This window comes from Streptomyces sp. CRN 30, assembly GCF_034105845.1.
In genome coordinates this window covers 1-19,200 of record NZ_JAVRHI010000481.1, presented here as the reverse complement: position 1 = coordinate 19,200, position 19,200 = coordinate 1, and the positions used below count along the sequence as shown (strand labels likewise).

Sequence of the window (19,200 nt, the reverse complement as noted above, 5' to 3'; positions counted from 1 at the left end):
GAGGCCGCAGCCGGGTGCCGGCCGCCATGGCCGTCGGCACCCGGCTGCGGCAGGCCCGGTCAGTCGGCCGGGGCCGTCAGCCGCACGTCGTGGACGAACGGCACCTCGGCCACCTCGATGGCGGAGACCTGCGGCTGGTAGCCCTCGGCGGCGCTGATCAGGACGTACCGGCCGGTGCCGGGAGCGTCCACCGTCCAGGAGCCGTCGGCCCGGACCTCCGCGCGGCCCAGTTCGCCGCCCTCCACGGTGGTGAGGGTGACGGACCCGCCGCGCGGGGCGGCTTCGCTCCCGGCGGCCCGTATCCGGCCCCGGACCTCGATGCCGGCGCCGGCGGACGCCCGTACGGCCTCGTCGACGGCCTCGGCCGGCACCGGTGCCCCGGCGACCGCCTCGGCGTCCTCCACGGCCGTCCGCGCCATCTGCGCGGCGGCCTGGTCGAGGCCGCTGGAGGCGCGCAGCGGGACCTCCTTGATGAAGACGGTCACCAGGAAGGCGATCAGGGCGACCGGTGCGACGTAGAGGAAGATGTCGCCGATGGCGTGCCCGTAGGCGCCCTCCAGCCAGATGCGGACCGGGGTGGGCAGGATCGCGAGGTCGGGCAGGTTGCCGCTGCCGGACGCCTCGGCGGCCGCCGCCTGGTCCCGCGGGGAGAGCTGGGTGATGGTGTCCTTGGCGTAGTGGCCGATCCGGGTGGTGAGGACCGAGCCGAGCACCGAGACGCCGACCGCGCCGCCGAGCGACCGGAAGAAGGTGACCGTGGAGGACGTGGCGCCGAGGTCAGCCGGGGACACCTGGTTCTGGGTGCAGAGCACGAGGTTCTGGAGGGTCATGCCGACGCCGAGGCCCATCAGCGCCATGCAGCAGGCGATGTACAGGTACGGGGTGTCGTGGCGGAGCGTGCCCAGCAGGGCCAGGCCCGCCGTGAGCAGGACGCCGCCGGTGAGCAGCCAGCCCTTCCACTTTCCGGTGCGGGTGATGACGCGGCCGGAGACCGTGGAGGAGACGAACAGGCCCGCGATGAACGGGATCGTCATCACACCGGACTTGGTCGGGGAGTCGCCGCGCGCCAGCTGGAAGTACTGGCTGAAGAAGACCGTGCCCGCGAAGAGCGCGACGCCGACGAAGAGGGAAGCGACGGAGGCCAGGGTGATGGTGGGGTTGCGGAACAGCCGCAGCGGGATGATCGGCTCGGCGGCCTTCGTCTCCACCCACAGGAAGATCAGCGCCAGCACGATCGCCGCGGCGACCAGCGTGTACGTCTGCCAGGACAGCCAGTCGTACTTGTCGTCGGCGAAGGTGACCCAGATCAGCAGGGTGCACACGGCCGCGGTGACGAAGAAGGCGCCGGCCCAGTCGACCTTGACCTCGCGCTTGGTCACCAGCAGGTTCAGGGTGCGCTGGAGTACGACCAGGGCGACGAGGGCGAAGGGGATGCCGACGAACAGGCACCAGCGCCAGCCGAGCCAGGAGGTGTCGGTGATGACACCGCCGAGCAGCGGGCCGCCCACGGTGGCGACGGCGAACACGGCACCGAGGTAGCCGGAGTACCGGCCGCGTTCGCGCGGGGAGATCATCGCGGCCAGCACGACCTGGGCCAGCGCGGACAGGCCGCCGCCGCCCAGGCCCTGGATGACGCGGGCGGTGATCAGCGTCGCCGGGTTGTGCGCGAAGCCCGCGACCAGCGACCCGATGACGTAGACGACGAGCGCCGACTGGACCAGGACCTTCTTGCTGAACTGGTCGGCGAGCTTGCCCCACAGGGGGGTGGAGGCGGTGACCGCGAGCAGGGAGGCGGTGACGACCCAGGTGTAGGCGGACTGGCCGCCGCCGAGGTCACCGATGATCTTCGGCAGTGCGTTGGTGACGACGGTCGAGGAGAGGATGGCGCAGAACAGGCCGAGCAGGAGGCCGGAGAGCGCGCGCATGATCTGCGGGTGGGTCATGGGCGCGTGGGCGGAGCCTCCCGCGCCCGCGCCCGGTGCGGAGGCCCGCACGCCGGCTTGCGGGGTGGTGGTCATGAAGTGTCTCTTCCTTACGTGGTGAACGTGGTGAACGTGGTGGCAGCGGGTGTGAGGGGTGGCCGGGCGGCCGTCGGCGGCTCGGTGGACGGCAGGGTGTCGCCGCGCCCGGACGGCGGCTCGGTCGACGACGGCTCGGCGGACGGCGGCTCGGTGGACGGCGCGGTGTCGCCGCGCCCGTCGTCGAAGCTCGCCCGGAGCCGGGCCATGAGCCAGGTCAGCCGGCGGACGTCCTCGTCGCTCCAGTCGTTCAGCCGTGCGGCGAGCAACCTGGCGGTACGGTCGGACAGTTCGGCCAGGCGGGCCCGGCCCTCCGGGGTTAGGCGCAGGATGCGCGAGCGCCGGTCGGCGGGGTCGGGGCTGCGGTCGATCCAGCCCAGCGCGGTCAGGTGGGTGACGTGGCGGCTGGTGACCGACATGTCGACGGCGAGCAGTTCGGCGAGTCTGCCGATGCGCATGTCGCCGTCGCGGCCGAGCAGCGCCAGTACCGTGGCGGAGCCGCTGGAGCAGCCGTCGGGGAGGATGCGTGCCAGCTCTCGCTTGACGCACCCGATGGCGCTCAGCTGCCGCATCAGCTCCTCGTACAGAGCTTTCTCGGCCACACATGCCTCCAGGGTCATTGCTTAAGGCAACTATGAGGTTGGTTGGTTGGCTCAGGCAAATTTCTCACGACATGTGTGCCCAAGCACACATGTGTGTTCAGTGCAGGATGCGTCGGGCCACGTTGGTGGAGACGAGGTCGAGCAGTTCCCCGCCGCGGCCGTCCAGGACGGTGCGGATGGCGTAGAGGGTGAAGCCCTTGGCCTGCTCCACCGTGATCGCCGGGGGCACGGACAGTTCCTGGCGAGCGGTCATCACCTCCACCAGCGCCGGGCCCTGGTGGGCGAAGGCCCCCTTCAGGGCGTCCTCCAGGTCGCCGGGCCGCTCGACCCGGCGGGACCACAGCCCGATCGCGGCGGCGACCTCGGCGAGCTGCGGATTGTCCAGCTCGGTGGCGTAGTTGACGAATCCGGCCGCCTTCATCTCCAGCTCGACGAAGTTCAGCGAACCGTTGTTGAAGACGACGATCTTGGCAGGCAGCCCGTTCTGGCGGAGCGTGAACAGCTCACCGAGCGGCATGGTGAGCCCGCCGTCGCCCGACAGGGAGACCACCTGCCTGCCGGGGAACGCCGCCTGCGCGCCGACCGCCTGGAGCAGGGCGCAGGCCATGGTGCCGTGGTTGAAGGAACCCAGCAGCCGCCGGCGCCCGTTGAAGGTCAGGTAGCGGGCCGCCCACACCACCGGGGAGCCGACGTCAACGGTGAAGACGGCGTCCCGGTCGGCGAGCCGGTCCAGGGTGCTCGCCACGAACTGCGGATGGATCGGGGTCCGGTCCCGGTCGTTGACGGCGAGCGCGTCCAGGGACTTGCGGGTACGGGCGTAGTGGGCGAGGGCGTCGTCGAGGTGACGCCGCTCGGACTTCACGGTCAGCAGCGGCAGCAGCGCGGGCAGCGTGTCCCGGACGCTGCCGACCAGCGGCAGGTCGACGCGGACGCGCCGGCCGATCTGCTCGCCCCGGATGTCGAGCTGGATCACCTTGGCGTGCCGCGGATAGAACTGCCGGTAGGGGAAATCGGTGCCCAGCATCAGCAGGGTGTCGGCCTCCTCGATCGCCTTGTAGCCGGAGGCGAAACCGAGCAGGCCGGTCATGCCGACGTCGTAGGGGTTGTCGTACTCGACGTACTCCTTGCCGCGCAGCGCGTGCACGACGGGCGCCTTGAGGGTCTCGGCGAGCCGGACCAGGTCGTCGTGGGCTCCGACCGCGCCCGCGCCGGCCAGGATCGTCACCCGCCGCCCGTCGTTCAGCAGGGCGGCGGCGTCGCGCAGGGCACGGTCGTCGGGGCGGACGACGCTGCGGGCGGGACGTACGGCGGCGGGCGGCACCTCGCGGCCCGTCTTCCCCAGGAACACTTCGCCGGGGACGATGACGACTGCCACTCCCCTGCGCTCGACCGCCGCCCGCATCGCCGTCTCCAGGACGCGGGGGCCGTACTCGGCGGCGGTGACGGTCTCCGCGTAGACGCTGCAGTCGGCGAACAGTTCCCGCGGGCGGGTCTCCTGGAAGTACCCGGTGCCGATCTCGGCGCCCGGTATCTGGGCGGCGATCGCGAGCACCGGGACGCGGCTGCGCTGGGCGTCGAACAGCCCGTTGATCAAGTGCAGGTTGCCGGGTCCGCAACCGCCGACGCAGACGGTCAGCTCGCCGGTCAGCCCGGCCTCGGCCGCCGCGGCGAGGGCGGCGCTCTCCTCGTGCCGTACGTGCACCCAGTCGACGTCGTCGGTGCGGCGGATGGCGTCGGTCAGCCCGTTGAGGGAGTCACCGGGCAGGCCGTACAGACGGCGCACGCCGGAAGCCTTGAGCGAGGCGATGACGTGGTCAGCGAAGGTGGGCATGCGGGTCGCCTTTCGTGGGACGGTCGGGCACCCGGCCAGTCTGCGAGAACGGACATTGCGCTCACATCCGTCGAATGACTGCGGCACCCGCGCCGGACCGCGCCCCGTACCTCGGTCGGACGACTGCCGGACGCGGGGGTGCCGAGCCGCGTGGGCGGCACTCGGAACTCACGCGAACCGGCTGGTCCGACGCTTCGTCATCAGCCCGGCCGAACTGTTGCCGCACTGCCCGCGGCACAGGTCGGCCGGCCTCGCCGTCCGGTCACAGCACGGCGCTGAGCCAGGTGACGGCCGCGAGCCGCCGGGTGCGCAGGGCGTACTCCGCCGCCTCGTGGTCCTGCACCTCCCGCCGGTCATTGCAGTTGACCCGCCGGAGCAGTTCGTGGAGGGCTTCCTCCTCCTTGCCCAGGCGGCCCGGGAAGAGGGGGGACTCGTAACTGTTCATGTGTGCTGCTCCTTTCGGTGCCCTCAGCTTGCCCCGCACCACAGTCACCTGTCAAGGAGGTGACGAACGTATACGTATCTCGCCATCCGTTCCCCTAACATGTGCGGGACACATGTTTCACGTCCCTCTGGAGAACCAGCGAGCCATGAACGCCCTGCCGAAGACCGAGGAAACCCTGCTGATCCGCACCGACTTCTCCGACGAAGCGGCCTGGCAGGCCCTGCGCACCGCGGTCACCACGCCGGCCGACCAGGACGACGACGATGACGACGATGACGACGACGACTTCCTCGCGGTGCTGCACATCGTGGACGACCCCTCCTACCGGGGCCTGACGGCCGAGCAGCTCGCCGCGCTCGCGCCCGAGGGGGACGACCTGCTGGTCGTGGCCGACAGCCGGGCCCTGACCGACCCGGAGATGCCGCTGCTGGCCCTCTACCTGGACGAGGAGGAGGCCGGAGCCGACCACGCGGAACTGCGGGTCGTCGCGAGCGAACTGTGGTCCGTCGAGAACAACATCTCCCTCGCCAACATGGACTGGACGGAGTTCGTGGACGCGGCGGCGACGGACGGGGTGTTCCGGGGGTTCTGACCGGCTCTCCCTCTCCCGCCCCGCAGCCGTCGACGTTCCCCACCTCATTCGGAAGGACCCATGGCACCTCCACCCACACCCCCGTCGGCGGGGGATCTCCCCAAACGGGTTCCGGGCAGTGGCAGGAGGGCCGGTCCGGCTCCCACGCCCGTCCGGCCGGGACCCGCCGCCGCCCCCTCGGCCGACCGGGGTGACTCCCTGCCGCGGCTCACCCAGTTCTCCTCCCTCGGGACCCGCGCCGCCTCCGACGGCCCCCGCGAAGAGCCGGCCGCGCCCCGGCCCGTGCCCGAGCCCGCGTCGCGGCCCGCCGCGAAGGGCCGGCTGGGCGATGTCCTGAAGCGACGGCCCGGCGACCGGGCCCGGCGCGAGGGGTCGCGCGGTGCCCTCGGCGTGGTGGGTGTCGTCGGGCTGCTGTCCGCGGGGGCCGTCGTCCTCGTCCTGACTCTGTCCGGTCGGGACGACGGCGGGCAGCGCGACGGGGCGTCGGTGTCGGTCGGCACCGACGACTACCGCGTGGAGGACGTCGCGGAGCCGGACGGCGGAGCGTCAGCGTCCGCGAGCGCGCCCCACGGCGGCAAACCCTCGAAGGATCCGGCGAGTCCCTCCGCCGACGCGTCGCCGTCGGCCGGTGGCAGCGCGTCGGCCAAGGCCGCGAAGGACGCCGAGAAGGTGGCCGGCGCGCCGGCCGGGGGCGCGTCCGACAGCGCGGAGGCGACCACTGCGGCGCCGTCGGAAGTGAGTGTGCGCGGCCACGCCTCGCAGCGCTGCCTCGCTGTCGTCGGCGGGCAGCCCGTCGCCGGGACGCGGCTGATGATCTGGGACTGCCACGACGACTCCGCCTCGCAGCGCTGGACGTTCGCGTCGGACGGGACCATGCGCGTCCTCGGCATGTGCGTACAGCTCGGGCACGGCTCGACCGCCGACGGCGCGGAACTGCGGCTCGCCGAGTGCGACGGCGGCGACACACAGCAGTTCGAGCTGAATCACCGCCACGACATCGTCAGCAGGCTCGCCGACAAGTGCGCGGACGTTCAGGACGGCGCGACCGCCAACGGTGCCCGCGTCCAGCTGTGGAGCTGCAACGGACTGGACCAGCAGAAGTGGTCGCGGTCCTGACAGCACCGCGGCACCCGGTCACGCCGGCCCGGCGCACACCGTCGGTATTCCTCCCCCACCGCCCGTGACCTGGGGCGGACGTCCCTAGAATGGCGGGGCGCCGACGGAGGGACGACAGATGGCAGGCAGCCCGGTGCGGCGCGGGGCCGCCCCCTCCCTGGTGGGCCGGGAGGCCGACCTGGACCGGGTCGGTGCGCTGCTGGAGCGGCACCCGGGCGGCACCGTCCTGCTCTCCGGGGAGCCCGGCGTCGGCAAGTCGGCGCTGCTCGACGCGGTGGCCGGAGCCGCCGCCGAGGCCGGCGTCCGGGTACTGCGCGCGGCCGGCGCCGAGTTCGAGGCGGACGTCAGTTACTCGGCGCTCAACCAGGTGCTGCTGCCGCTGCACGGCATCCTCGGCCGGCTCGACGCTCCCGCCCGGGAGGCGGTCAGCGTCGCCACGGGCTTCGGCGCGGGGCCGGCGCCCGAGCGGCTGGTGGTATGCAATGCCGCGCTGGCGCTGCTCCGGACGGCGGCCGAGGACGGTCCCCTCCTGCTGGTCGTGGACGACCTGCCCTGGGTGGACCGGGCGAGCGCCGCCGTCTTCAGCTTCCTCGCCCGGCGGCTGCCCGGCGACCGCGTCCGGTTCCTCGCCGCCTGCCGCACCGGAGTGGACAGCTTCTTCGACGGCAGCGGGCTGCCGTACTACGAGGTGCCCGCGCTGGACGGGGCGTCCGCCGCCCGCCTGGTCGACCGGTGCTTTCCCGACCTGGCGCGACCGGTGCGCCGCCGGCTGCTGGAGACCGCGCGGGGCAACCCGCTGGCCCTGCTGGAGCTGCCCGGCGCGCTCCGCGCCGACCAGCGGCGGGCCCGTGCGGTCCTGCCGGCCCTGCTGCCGCTCGGTGAGCGCCTGCAGTCGCTGTTCGCCGACCGGGTGCGCGGCCTGCCCGCCGCGACCCGCGCGTTGCTGCTGCTCGCCGTCCTGGACGACACCGGTGACCTCGGAGTGCTGTCCGCCGCCGTCCGGGCGACCGGCGGCGACGCGGACCTGACCGCCCTGGACGCCGCCGAACAGGACGGACTGGTACGGGTGACGGAGTCCCCGCGCCGCCTGGTGTTCGGGCACCCGCTGATGAAGTCGGCCGTGGTCGAGGAGGCCACCGGCGGTGCCCGGCGGGCCGCGCACCGCGCGCTGGCCGGCGTCCTGGCCGACCGGCCGGAGCGCCGCGCCTGGCACCTGGGCGAGGCGACGCTCCAGCCCGACGAGGACGTGGCCGCGCTGCTGGAACGGACGGCACGGCAGATCCAGCAGCGCGGCGACGCGATGGCGGCGATCGCCGCGCTCACCCGGGCCGCCGACCTCAGCCCCCGCGACACCGACCGCGCCCGCCGGCTGGCCGAGGCCGCCTATGTGGGTGCCGAGGCGGTCGGCGCGCTGAGCGACGCGTCCGTGCTGCTGGAGGACGCCCGGCGGGCCGACCCCCGCCACGGCGCGTCGCTGGTCAGCGCCAACGCCGCGGTCCAGCTCGTACTGAACGGCGACGGCGACCTGGCCACCGCGCACCGGCTGCTGGTCGCCGCCGTCGAGGAGGGCGACCACGGTTTCGACGCCGAGGACCCGGCGCTGATCGACGCGCTGCACTTCCTGCTGCTGCTGTGCAACTACGGGGCCGACGAGGCACTGTGGGCGCCGTACTACGCGGCCGTCGCCCGGCTGCGCCCCGCGCCCCCGCCGCTGCTGCTGGTGGCCGCCCGCACCTGGGGCGATCCGGCGCACGCCGACCCGGCGACGCTCCGGGAACTGGACGCGATCATCGCCGCGACCAGCCGGGAGACCGACCCCGCCCGGATCGTGCGGGTGGGCACGGCCGCGGTCTACCCGGACCGGCTCGCGGCGGTTCGCGACGTGGCGTGGCGGCTGGTGCGGCAGGGCCGGGACGGCGGTGCGGTGCGCCGGCACATCGGCGCGCTGCTGCACCTCAACCTGGAGGACTACCACCGCGGCCGGTGGGAGTCGGTCCTGGAGCTGTCCGAGGAGGGGCTGGCCCAGTGCCAGGAGTCCGGATACTCCGTCTGCCTGTGGTTCTTCCAGTACACCAAGGGACTGGTCACCGCGTCCCGAGGAGAGACCGGGACCGCCCACGCCCTCGCCGAGGCGATGATCAACTGGGCGGCGCCGCGCGGCATCCGGGAGGCCGTGCACACCGCCCTGCACGTGCACGCGCTCGCCGACATCGCCGACGGCGACTTCGACGCGGCGTACGGCCGGGTCACCGCGATCAGTCCGGCGGGGAGTTTCCCGCCGTACGTGGCGCACGCGTCCTGGGTGTTCTTCGAGCTGGTGGAGGCCGCGGTGCGCACCGACCGGCGCGCGGAGGCCGCCGCACACGTGCGTGCCCTGCGCGCGGAGACGAACATCGCGGGCCTGTCCCCCCGGCTGGCGATGCTGGCCGACGCCGCGGAGGCGCTGGTGACGGACGACGACGCCGAGGCGGGCCGGCTGTTCGCGCGGGCGCTGGCCGCGCCGGACGCCGAGCGCTGGCCGTTCACCCTGGCCCGGATGCGGCTCGCGCAGGGGGAACGGCTGCGCCGGTCGCGGGCGCTGTCGGAGTCCAAGGCGCCGCTGACGGCCGCGCTGCGCACGTTCGAGCAGCTCGGATCGGTGGCCTGGGCGGAGCGGACCCGCAAGGAACTGCGGGCGGCCGGGCGGATCGCCGCACCCGTTGAGGGCGGGTCAGGGGCGGCCCTGACCGCGCAGGAACGCGAGATCGCGGAGCTGGCGGCGAGCGGCCTGACCAACAGGCAGATCGCCGAGCGGCTGTTCATCTCGCACCGGACCGTCGGCGCGCACCTGTACCAGATCTATCCCAAGCTGGGCATCGCGTCCCGGGTGGCGCTGCGGGACGCGCTGCGGCGGCAGGAGCGGACCTGATCCGTCATGCGGTCCGGCCGGCCAGTGCCTCCTCCGGCAGGTCGTCGGGGAGCAGCGTGGTGAGCGCCTCCAGGTCGGGCGCGGCCAGCGTGGCGAGCCGGCCCGCCTGCCGGGTCATCATGGTCTCCAGCAGTTGGCGGGCCAGGCGCGCGTTGCCGAAGGACCGGGTGCGGGGCACCCCGTCGAGGTGGACGCGCAGCGCCTCCACCGTGTCGGGCGCGCACACGTATCCCGCTGTCGTCGCCTGCTCCGCCATGATCGCCAGCAGCTCCTCGGTGGAGTAGTCCTCGAAGCTGACATGCCGGGAGAAACGTGAGGCTAGACCGGGGTTGGAGGCCAGGAACCGGTCCATCTCGGCGGGGTAGCCCGCGACGATGACCGCGACCTCGTCGCGGCGGTCCTCCATCAGCTTCAGCAACGTGTCCACGGCCTCCCGGCCGAAGTCCTGCGTGGAGCCCTCGGGGGTGAGGGTGTACGCCTCGTCGATGAACAGGACACCACCGACGGCCTCCTCGAACCTCTCGGTGGTGAGCTGTGCGGTGTGGCCGATGTAGCGGCCCACCAGGTCGGCCCGGCCGACCTCGACGAGCTGGCCCCGGGAGAGCACTCCGAAGGACTTGAGCAGGTCGGCGTAGAGGCGGGCGACGGTGGTCTTGCCGGTGCCGGGCGGGCCGGAGAACACCGCGTGGTGACTGACCGAGGGTGTCGGCAGACCCAGCGCGGCCCGCTGCCGGTAGGCGCTGAGCAGGTCCGCGATGCCGCCGACCTCCCGCTTGACCGCCGACAGTCCGGTCATGGCACGCAGCCGGGTCAGTACGTCGGACTCGCCGGGTGCCTTCTTCTCCTCCGTACGTACTTCCTCGGCGACGTCGGCCCCGACGTCCTCCGGCAGCATCAGCATCAGGTCCGCCTCGCTGGCCTCGGGCAGGGTGGCCAGCCGCAGCGACTGCCGGTCGATCATCTCCTCGAACACCCCGCGTGCGGCGCGGCCGTTGCCGAACGTGGCGTCGCGCCGCATACCGGAGAAGCGCAGCGCGAGAGCCTCCTTGGTGAGCGGGTCGAGCACGTAGCGGTGGCCGGCGCACATGGACTCGGTGATGGTGACCAGTTCGTCCACCGAGTAGTTCTCGAACTCGATGGTGCGGGTGAAGCGGGAGGCGAGGCCGGGGTTGGCGGCGAGGAAGTCCTGCATCTCCTTGGGGTAGCCGGCGACGATCACGACGGTGTCGTCCCGGTGGTCCTCGATCAGTTTCACCAGGGTGTCGATGGCCTCCTGGCCGAAGTCGGCGCCGGAGCCCTTGCTGTCCGAGATCAGGGTGTACGCCTCGTCGATGAACAGGACGCCGCCCAGCGCCTGTTCGAAGACCTCGGTGGTCTTGATGGCGGTACCGCCGATCACCTGGGCCACCAGGTCGGCGCGGGACACCTCGACGATGTGGCCGGAGGAGAGCATGCCGAGGTTCGCCAGGATGCCGCCGTAGAGGCGGGCCACGGTGGTCTTGCCGGTGCCGGGCGGGCCCGCGAAGACCAGGTGGCGGCTCATCGGCGGGGCCGGGATGCCGAGCTGGGCCCGCCGCTGCGCGAGCTTGCCCAGGCTGACCAGCATGTTGACCTGCTCCTTGACGCCCGCGAGTCCGACCAGCTCGTTCAACTCCGCGACCAGGGCGTTCTCCGGGGACTTGCCGTCCTGGCCGCCGTCCGCGGCTTCGCCCGCCCCGTCGGAGGCGACCGGGTCGGCCGCCGGGTCGGTGCCCTCGTCGGGTGACTTGTTGTCGACGCTGGTGAGCCCGGAGAGCGTGAACTCGGCACGGGACGGGGCCCGCTTCAGCCCGGACCCGCGGTTGGAGCGTACGGTGCAGTCGGTGACCTCGACGGCCCGGTCGGTGTCGACGCGGACGCCGTCCCCGGCGTTGCCGCTGAACTCGCAGGTCTTCAGCGAGGCCCGGCCGCCCATGCCGATCAGCGCCCCGTGGCCGCCGCTGCCCAGCACCCGGGTACGGATCAGGGTCAGTACGCCGCCCTGCTCGACCGCGGCCCCGGACGCGGAGCAGCCGGAGATCTCGCAGTCCCGCAGGGTGGCCCGCCCGTCGTCGCCGAGGCACACACCGGACTTGCCCGCGCCGCGCAGGGACGAGGTGCCGACGTGCGGATTGCCGCCGCCCTCGACACGCAGGGCGTGGCCCGCGCAGTCGCCGACCTCGCAGTCCTCGAACCGGCCGCGGGCGTCCTGGGCGACCAGGATGCCCGCGCCGCGCGCCTCCGTGATCCGGGCCCGGCGCAGCAGCGGATTGGCCCCGGCGGTGACCGAGACGCCGTGCCCGCCCGCCCGGACCACGTCCAGTTGGTCGAACTCGGCGGCGCACTCTCCCTCCAGCAGCACGCCGACCCCCTTGCTGTTCGTCACCCGGGTCCCGCTGAGCGAGGGGGAGCTGGTGTCGTCGACGTGCACGGCGGGCTCCTCGGCCGCGTCGAACGCGCAGTTGACGAAGTAGCCCCGGGAGCGGCCGGTGACGTACAGGCCGCTGCCGCGGGTGCCGGAGGTCTCGCAGTAGGACAGCTGGGGGTCGGAGCGCTCCGCCACCACGAAGCCGTGACCGGCGGCGCCGTGGATCCGTACGTGGGACAGCTCGGTGCGGGCGGAACTGGCCAGGTGGGCACCGACCGAGCAGTCCCGCAGCGTCGTGCGCACCACCCGTAGCGCCGTGCTCCCCTCCAGGGCGAGACCGGGCTTCTCCACGGCGGTGATCTCGCAGTCCTCCACCACGCCCCGTGAATCGCCGTTGGCCAGCACACCGTTGCCGCGGGCGTCGCGGACACGGCAGTTGCGGACGGTGGCGTGGCCGCGCTCGCTGATCACCACGCCGGAGGTGCCCAGGTTCTCGATCAGGCAGTCCTCGATGACGCTGCCGGTGGTGCCGGCCTCCACCACGCCCGCGCCGACGGGGTTGGTGATGCGGCACGAGCGCAGGGCGAGGGAGCCGCTGCCCCGGCTGAGCAGGGCCGTCCAGCCCGCCCCGAGGATCTCGCAGCCGTCCATGGCGACCTGGCCGCGGACCGCGTCGATCACGGGCAGCTCGCCCTCGCCGGCGCGCAGCAGCAGATCGGTCAGCATCACGGCGTCGGCGGCGAGCGTCACGGCCGCGCCCTTGTCCGGGGCGATCTCGACGCTGCCGCGCGGGCCTTCGGCGACGATGGTCACCCGGTTCTCGACGACCAGGGTCTCCCGGTAGCTGCCCGGCCGGACGCTGATGACGGCTCCCGGCCGGGCGTTGCGCAGCGCCGCGCCGATCGTGCTGTGGTCGCACCCGCTGTCCGGGCCGACGGTGATCACATGGCGGGCCACGCCTGCTCCTTCGTGTTCGAGGTGGGCTGCACGCCCCCCGGGGGGGTCAGTGCTGGGTGCCGGCTGCCCAGAGAGTCTGGTCGTCGGCGCTGAGGACGGTGACGTTGCCGTCGTTCTGGATGACGAGCTTGGCCCCGGTGTGTCCGCCGGTGTGCGACGACCAGAGTGTCTGCTGGTAGGCGGAGCGGATGACGAGTTCGCCGTCCGTCTTGAACGTGGCGGCGTTGTTCTCGCCGGTGGTCCCGGACGACCAGCGGACCGTGCCGTTCTCGTCGGTGATGACGAGGTTGCCGTCGGCGCGCATGGTGATGCTCATCCGGTCGGAGGAGACGGACTCACCGGCGCGGAGGGTGAAGGTGGAGGTGAAGACCTTGGTCTCCCACTGGGGGGCGGCCTCCTCCTGGGCGGGGTCGGCCGGACCTGCGGCCGTGTCCGTCGTGGTGTCCGTCGCCGTGTCCGTGGTGTCCGCCGTCTCGGCGGTGCGGGCGGAGGCCGGGACGGTGTCGGAGGTGGTGTCCGACTTCACGGTGGTGTCCGTGTCCGTGTCGGAGGCGGTGTCCGAGTCGGCGGTCGTGGCCGCGGTGGACGCCGGGGCCGCGCCGCGGGCCGCCACCGTGGTGCCCGTGGACGCGGTCACGGGCTTGTCGTCGGTGTCGTCCGCGGTCGGGTCGTCGGACGTGGACGTCTTGTCCGTGCTCTTGACGGACGTCTTGGCCGGCGTCTCGTCCGTACTCTTCCCATCGGTCTTGCCGTCGGTCTTGCCGTCGTCGTGGGTCTTCGCCGGTGTGTCCTTCGCGGAGGCGGCGTCCGGGGCGTCGGCGGCCGCCGCGCCCCCTCCGGCGAGCACGGGACCCGTACCCGTACCCGTGCCGGCGACGGGCGTCCGCGTGCCGGAGTCGTCGGCCGCCAGCACGCCGGGCACGACCGGCGCGTCCGCCGCGGCAGTGTCACCGGCCCCGGACGTGCCGTGCCAGTCGCCCGCGTCGGGGTCCAGCAGATTGTCGGCGGCCGTCGCCTGGCCCGGGGCCGGTATCGAGACCTGGCCGCCGTAGCCGTCCGTGTGCCCGCCGGCGTTCCCGCCCCCCCCTCCACGGCGATCGGATCGCCCTTGCCCATGCCCTCGTACGTCGTGGAGTGGTCCTTGGCGTGCGACGTCATGAACGGGGCGGAGGCGACCACCGCGCCCGCGACCGCGGCGGCCACGAGGAACGGCCGTTCGGTGACCTTCGCGCCGAGCCGGCCGCCGGGGCGGCGGTGCGGAACGGCCGCCGGGTCGGTGCCCTCGGGGGCCGGCGACTCCGGGCCGGCCTCGTTCGTGCCGCGCGGACGCCAGGCGTCCGGGTCGCCCGCCGGCTCCTTCTCCTCTGTGCGGGCCGCGGCCAGCACGGAGGTGAGTGAGCGCATCGTGGCGTCGTCCCGCCCGGCGCCCAGGGAGTCGGCGGGGGCGAGGGGGCTCATGCTGGCGCCGTCCGGCATGGGCAGCGCGGCGGCGCGGCGCACGCGCCGGGCGGCCGGGGCGGACCTGCCGACCGTCGCGGTCGGCTCGGCGAGGGTCCTTGGCGTTCTGGGGGTCATGACGCTCCTCGTGGCGGGAGGCTGGGAAGGGTGGGAGGGGGTGGCGAATCGAGTACGGCTCGAAGGCGTTTGAGGAGGGCGGCGTCCAGGGCCGCGGTGGAGGCGTGCGCCTGCCGCGGAACCTCCTGCAGCAAGCCGACGGTGGCGATGCCCTGCCGGGCGAGTCCCAGCACCCGGAACCTGGACTCCTGTGCGAAGAGGACGTCTCCGGTACCGTCGCCCGCCAGGTCGCCGGTCCGGCGGCCGGTCACGGACCAGATGAGGACGTGGTCGACGGGCATCCGCGGACCGGCACCGGACACCGACGCGGCGCGCACCGGCAGGGTCGGCGTCCACTCACCGCCCACCGCGTCCGGTCCGAGCCGGGTGACGAGCTCCTCGGCGGTACTCAGCGCGATGCCCCGGTAGGAGGGCAGCCGGCGCATGCCGGACTTCACACAGCGCAGCAGTGTCAGGCTCTGGTCGTCCTCGTCGGCCAGCGCGGTGCGCAGCGCGGTGTCCTCGACGGCGGTCATGTAGACGTGCAGGGCGATGAGTTCGGCGGCAACGGCATCGTCGCCGCCGCTGTCCTTGGGCCGGCCCTTGAGCAGACGCGGCATCGCCCGCGCGGCGGCTTCGTGGTGGCGCTGCCAGAAGGGGCCGAGGTAGGCGCGGAGCTTGACGTGGTCGCTGTCCGACGCGCGAACCGCGGGTGCGGCGGGCACACCGGGCACCGGCCGGGTGCGGGGACCCGTCCCCGTGCCGGGGCCCGTCCCCGTGCCGGGACCCACGCCGGGTCCCGGGCCGGCGCCGGTCCCAGAGCCGTCGTCGACCCCCGTGCCCGAGCTGGGACCCGTGCCCGTGCCGGGGCCCACGCCGGGACCCGTGCCCGCGCCGGGACCCCTGCCCGAGCCGAGGCCCGCGCCCTCACGGGTCCTTGTACTCATGTCGGCCCACGAGCCCGCGCCGGGGCCTGAGCCCACGCCGGTCCCTGCTCCGTTGCCGACCCCTGTGCCCGAGCCAGGCCCCGCACCCGCGCCAAGGCCGGGGCCCTTGCCGGCCCCCGTATCCGAGCCGAGGCCAGACCCCGTGCCGAAGCCGGAGCCGAGACCGGTGCCGGAAGCCGATGGTCCATCGGTCGGGGCCCGCTCGGCAGGACTCTGCTCGGCTTCCGGCTCTACCGCGCTCTTCGAGCGGGCGGCCCCGGGAGCGACGGCCCCGGCAGGAGCTGCCTTCACCGAGTTGGTTCCCGGCAGTCCGGTCAGTGGGGTCCTCGTCAGCGGCGTACTCGTCGCCGGGGACCCGGGCTCCCCCGACCGCGTCCGCGGGAAGGCGGGACCCGCGGCCCCGGACTCCCCCGACCGCGTCCGCGGGGACGCGGGACCCTCGGCCCCGGACTCCCCCGACCGGGAACCCCCCGGCGGGGGCTGCGCCGCCCCGGACTCCGTCAGTCGTATCCCCGAAGACCGAGGTCCCGCGGCCTCCTCGCCCCCGCTCCCGCCTCCGACCGGTTTCACCGTCGCCTGGCTCACAGCCGGCGGCACCGGCGTCTTCCCGTCGTCCGACTCCTCCTCGCCCGACTCCTCCGGGTCCGCCGACTGCTCCAGGTCCACCGACTGCTCCGGGTCCGCCGACTGCTCCGGGTCCGCCGGCTCCTCCGGGTCCGCCGGCTCCTCCGTATGCGCATACGTCCGCCCCAGCACCGGGTGGTCCGCCGCGACCGCCTCCGCGGTGTCCGGTGTCCGCGGCATCAGGGAGAAGCTGTGCCGGACGGTGAGGCGCCTCAGGTGGTCCATACCCTTGCTGCCGAGGACGCCGTGGACGTGGACGACGGCCCGTTCCCGGACCTCGGGCTCCAGCTCCGCGAACAACCGGTCGAGGCCGGCCCAGAGCGAGTCGTCGAGCGCCCGGCGCGGGGCCCCGAGTTCGATGGCGACGGAGTCCGGACCGGCCGCGCGGGTCGCGGCGGCCGCCGGCGGCTCGCTGCTGCGCGGGCCGACCCACAGACCCGCGGGCGTGACCGCCACCTTCCAGGTCTGCTCGAAGGGCAGGGCAGCGGGATCCATGCCCTGGAGCACGGGAACGGGGGCACGCCACGAGGTCACCCGGGCGGGTACCGGCCGGTCGCTCGTCGCGGGCACGCAGGTGAGCGTCTCCGCGAACGGCCGCCACAGCGGGGTGCCGTCGGCGTCGACCGCGTACAGCTCCGTCGTGGTCCCGCCCTCGGCGTCGGCGGCGTCGTCGGTCTCGGCGGTACCGCCCTCCGGGTCGCCGCCCTCGACCACGACCGGCACCCCGTTGCCCACGTGCACCTCGGTGCCGAGGAGGTCGGCGACGGCCTGACCGGTCTCCAGCATCGAGTGCCCGTCCAGGGCGACCAGGCGGATGTCCTTGCGCACCCGCCCCGGCAGGGCGGCGATCATCGTCGCCAGTCCCGCGGCCGGCACGCCCGGGCGCGTCCACGAGCAGGTGCGGCCGGTCCGGGTCCGGCGGAACGGCGTACGGCAGGGTGTGGACGGCCGCGGACGTCGCGCCGAGCGGACGGATCATCAGACCGGCCGGTACGGGCTCGACGACGTGGTCGGGGACCGGTTCGGTGGCGTCCACGAGGCGCAGCGCGGACTCCCAGTCGGGGATGGGCAGTCGGCTGCCGACGAACCGCGGCACCTCACCCACGGCGAAGTGCCACCAGCCGCCGGGCGCGTCGGGCAGGTCCGGCGAGAAGAGGGAACCGTCCGGGACGACGACCGCCGGGCCGGCGGTGGCGAGGATGTCCAGTTCCCAGCGCTCGCACAGCAGCCGGGCCGTCGAGGGCCGGCCCTCGGGCTCGTCGGCGCCCGCCGACATCACCAGCCGCAGCAGGTGTACGTCCTCGTCCTTGCACTCCCGCAGCACAGGCGTGAGCACCTCGCACAGCCCGGAGACGCCTTCGTCACCGAGGGCGGCACCGACCAGGACGGCGGCCTCGTGCTCGCGGGCCGGACCGAGCCATTCGGCGAGTTCGGACAGCCGGGCCGGTGGCCGGCTGCCCGCGTGCACCAGGTGGACGTGGTCCCGGGCACGCGAGACCGTCAGATGCGCGCCCCGGTCGGCCTGACCCGCGCGCCGGGCGCTGCCACGGCGTTTCATCGCGCGCTCCTCACGAGGTTGACAGTCATACGTGTCTTGCCGTCGACGTACGGTCGGACCGGGCGCCGTCCCGGCACCACACGTGTCTCTCATTCGCAGCTTACCCGTCCTGGACGACGATGCGTGCAGCGGTCCGGTTACGACATCATCGACCTTCTAACATGTCTCACACGTGCCTTGAGGCACCCACTCTCATCACCCCCGACCACCCGAACCAGGGGACTCGACGACATGAACGACGACCGCCATCCTCTCCGTCCGCGTCCGAGGGCGTTGCCCCTGCTCCTGGGGGCCGCGCTCGCCGTCGTCGGTCCTGTTCCCGTGAGCGCGTCGGCCGCCTCCCCGACCCCCGCCGCGACGACGTCGGACGCACCACAGCTGCCGTTGATACCTTCCTCGCTCAACGCGAGCGACGCGGCGTGCACCGAAGGCTCCAAGACCCAGGTCGCCGCCGTCTCCTGGGCCCAGCAGAGTCTGGGTCTGGCGGCGGCGAACCGGTACTCGCAAGGGAAAGGTGTCCAGGTCGCGGTGGTGGACACAGGTGTGGCGCCCGGCGCCGCCGGGCTCTCCGGGCGGGTACGGGCTCAGGGCGCCGCCGCCGAGGACTGTGTGGGGCACGGGACGTTCCTGGCCGGGGTGATCGGCGCCGCCGCGGTGCCCGGCAGCGGATTCGCCGGGGTGGCGCCGCAGGCCCGGATCATCGCCGAACGGGGCACCGACCAGTGGGGGGTGCCGAGCGCCGCGCTGACCGCCCAGGGCATCGAGGCCTCGGTCGACGCGGGCGTGGACGTGGTCCTCGTCTCCGCCGCGCTGCCGCAGGACGCCCCGGCCCTGCGGACGGCCGTCGAGCACGCGGCCGACAAGGACGTCCTCGTCGTCGCGCCCGCCGCGCCCGACACCGCGCCGGCGGACACCTCCGCGCAGTCCGCGCAGCCGCCCGCCGACTACTGGCCGGCCGCCACGGACGGCGTGTTGTCCGTCGTGAGCGTGGACATCGCCGGCGACCGTCCCGAGGACGTCCCGCAGCCGCTCGACGCCGACCTCGCGGCACCCGGTGAGGCCATCACCGGCATCGGTCCGGCCGGCCGGGGCAACTACGTCGCGAACGGCTCCTCGGTGGCCGCCGCCTTCGTGGCCGGTGCCGCCGCCCTGGTCCGGGCGCACCAGCCGGATCTGACCGCGGCGCAGACCGCCGCCCGGCTCCGGGCCACCGCCGCGCACGCATCCGTGCCGCTGCTCGACCCCACCGCGGCGCTCAGTACGGTGCTGTCGTCGCCCGCGCCGTCGCCCGCGCCGGACGAGGGTGCCGTCCACCTCCCTGAGGCGGCGCCCAGGAGCGCCGTAGTCCCCCGGGCTTGGACGCTAGCCGGTGTCTCGCTGCTGCTGGTCCTGGCGGCGGGCGGCGCGATGGCCCTGGCCCGGGTCCGGACCTCCCGCCGGCAGGCCGGAGGGGCCCGGCCTGAGAGCCCCTGAACAGACTTTCGGCCGGGCAGCGCCCGGCCGAAAGTCTGTGCACAGGCTCTGAGCTTGTTATTTAACCTTTGCGAGCTTTGAGCTGGTTTCGTTCGGCGATGGTCTCGGGGCGTCTGGTCGTTTTCCCCACGTCATGGCGGGGTGCGGGACGTCGGTTCTTCGATCCAAGTGGGCGTCCTGGACCGGGTG

12 protein-coding genes are annotated in these 19,200 nt (G+C 73.7%); 5 read left to right on the top strand and 7 right to left on the bottom strand.

The features are described from left to right. Positions 1-59: 59 nt before the first annotated feature. The 4 genes from UW392_RS54390 to UW392_RS54375 form a co-directional block, all read right to left on the bottom strand. Positions 60-1,943 (bottom strand): MFS transporter, encoded by a 1,884-nt coding sequence (locus UW392_RS54390; protein ID WP_414497570.1) that lies wholly within the window; start codon positions 1,941-1,943, stop codon positions 60-62. A gap of 89 nt (positions 1,944-2,032) precedes the next feature. Beyond that, a complete protein-coding gene (locus tag UW392_RS54385; RefSeq protein ID WP_320782894.1) occupies positions 2,033-2,620 on the bottom strand; it encodes a MarR family winged helix-turn-helix transcriptional regulator in 588 nt (195 codons plus the stop codon). A gap of 97 nt (positions 2,621-2,717) precedes the next feature. Then, on the bottom strand, positions 2,718-4,451 hold the full coding sequence (gene poxB / locus UW392_RS54380; RefSeq protein WP_320782893.1) for a ubiquinone-dependent pyruvate dehydrogenase: 1,734 nt from the start codon (positions 4,449-4,451) through the stop codon (positions 2,718-2,720). Positions 4,452-4,713: 262 nt separating this feature from the next. Next, a complete protein-coding gene (locus UW392_RS54375) occupies positions 4,714-4,896 on the bottom strand; it encodes a hypothetical protein (RefSeq protein WP_320782892.1) in 183 nt (60 codons plus the stop codon). 112 nt (positions 4,897-5,008) lie between these two features. On the opposite strand from UW392_RS54375, the gene UW392_RS54370 reads away from it, so the two are divergent. The 3 genes from UW392_RS54370 (at position 5,009) to UW392_RS54360 (ending at position 9,512) form a co-directional block, all read left to right on the top strand. Then, positions 5,009-5,488 carry a DUF6924 domain-containing protein gene (locus UW392_RS54370; protein WP_320782891.1) on the top strand — a complete coding sequence of 160 codons (480 nt, stop codon included), beginning with the start codon at positions 5,009-5,011 and terminating at the stop codon, positions 5,486-5,488. A gap of 60 nt (positions 5,489-5,548) precedes the next feature. Next, complete coding sequence (locus tag UW392_RS54365; RefSeq protein WP_320782890.1) at positions 5,549-6,604, top strand: ricin-type beta-trefoil lectin domain protein; 1,056 nt, start codon at positions 5,549-5,551, stop codon at positions 6,602-6,604. A gap of 118 nt (positions 6,605-6,722) precedes the next feature. After that, positions 6,723-9,512: a helix-turn-helix transcriptional regulator gene (locus UW392_RS54360; protein ID WP_320782889.1), complete on the top strand. Its 2,790-nt coding sequence runs from the start codon at positions 6,723-6,725 to the stop codon at positions 9,510-9,512. A 4-nt stretch (positions 9,513-9,516) separates the two neighbouring features. Here UW392_RS54360 and UW392_RS54355 read toward each other — a convergent pair whose 3' ends face one another. The 3 genes from UW392_RS54355 to UW392_RS54345 form a co-directional block, all read right to left on the bottom strand. Further along, on the bottom strand, positions 9,517-12,855 hold the full coding sequence (locus tag UW392_RS54355; protein ID WP_320782888.1) for a right-handed parallel beta-helix repeat-containing protein: 3,339 nt from the start codon (positions 12,853-12,855) through the stop codon (positions 9,517-9,519). Positions 12,856-12,901: 46 nt separating this feature from the next. Next, on the bottom strand, positions 12,902-13,777 hold the full coding sequence (locus tag UW392_RS54350) for a hypothetical protein (protein ID WP_320782887.1): 876 nt from the start codon (positions 13,775-13,777) through the stop codon (positions 12,902-12,904). Between the two features lie 649 nt (positions 13,778-14,426). Further along, positions 14,427-15,134: a hypothetical protein gene (locus tag UW392_RS54345; protein WP_320782886.1), complete on the bottom strand. Its 708-nt coding sequence runs from the start codon at positions 15,132-15,134 to the stop codon at positions 14,427-14,429. A 1,204-nt stretch (positions 15,135-16,338) separates the two neighbouring features. On the opposite strand from UW392_RS54345, the gene UW392_RS54340 reads away from it, so the two are divergent. Both UW392_RS54340 and UW392_RS54335 read left to right on the top strand, forming a co-directional pair. Then, on the top strand, positions 16,339-16,752 hold the full coding sequence (locus tag UW392_RS54340; protein ID WP_320782885.1) for a hypothetical protein: 414 nt from the start codon (positions 16,339-16,341) through the stop codon (positions 16,750-16,752). Between the two features lie 1,107 nt (positions 16,753-17,859). Continuing rightward, positions 17,860-19,011, top strand: a complete 1,152-nt coding sequence (locus tag UW392_RS54335; protein ID WP_320782884.1) for a S8 family serine peptidase — start codon at positions 17,860-17,862, stop codon at positions 19,009-19,011. The last annotated feature ends 189 nt before the right edge of the window (positions 19,012-19,200 follow it).